This window comes from uncultured Formosa sp. (assembly GCF_947500765.1).
In the GTDB taxonomy this organism is placed as follows: Bacteria; Bacteroidota; Bacteroidia; order Flavobacteriales; family Flavobacteriaceae; genus Formosa.
In genome coordinates, this window is sequence record NZ_CANMTH010000055.1 from 1 (window position 1) to 745 (window position 745).

The 745-nt window shown below is 30.7% G+C and carries 1 protein-coding gene; it reads left to right on the top strand.

Annotated features, from left to right (window positions below; all coding sequences use genetic code 11):
• The first annotated feature begins 50 nt into the window (after positions 1–50).
• On the top strand, positions 51–389 hold the full coding sequence (locus Q1B05_RS18580) for a hypothetical protein (protein WP_299782960.1): 339 nt from the start codon (positions 51–53) through the stop codon (positions 387–389).
• The last annotated feature ends 356 nt before the right edge of the window (positions 390–745 follow it).

Genomic DNA, 745 nt, shown 5'->3' on the forward strand with positions numbered 1-745 from the left:
ACCGTTGGCAATAATATAAACGGAACGCAAAAAAACGAACAAATAGCTTAATGAATTACAGTATTTCCGATAAAAGAGAGTTAACAAAATCTGAAATTGAATTCCTGACTTGTCTGTTTGGAAAAGAAAAATCGGAATGGACTAATTTAATCGGAAATCTAAAAGTAATTGCAAGATGTGGTTGCGCAAAATGTCCGACCATAATATTTGGAGAAACATTTGACTCGGAAATTCAAAAAGGTAGATTGATAATAGATTACGTTGGAAAAGGTAAAAACGGAGAAAAGATTGGAATATCTGTATTCGGAACTGAACAAATGCCAACTGAATTGGAATTTTACTCAATTGATGGAGAGTCTGACATTATTGACTTACCACAAATTATTTAAAGTATAAAAAATGGAAATAATTTTTGAGACTTTTATTATATTAATTTTTAGATATCCTGGTGCTGGAATACGTTGGTTATTGTCGAGAATTTGGAACTCAAAAAAGAAATTTAAAGACTTTTTAAAAGATGAACCTTGTGTAAATGGAATAATTGGATTATTAGTTTTAGCTTTAATAATATTATCGATTACACAAATCAAAATCTCGTAATGAATAAAATACTATTGCCAACACCGTATATAATTTATTGCTGGCTTCTCGCCTACTTACGAAAGTCCTCGCGGACTTTCTTGGTCGGTAATTATTTACTAAATTAGTTGCTTAAACCACGCAACAAACCATATACAAACACGTT

What these genes read in the sequence shown, in the direction of transcription:
- Q1B05_RS18580 (WP_299782960.1), top strand. Translation starts at nt 51, where the DNA reads ATGAATTACAGTATTTCCGATAAAAGAGAGTTAACAAAATCTGAAATT.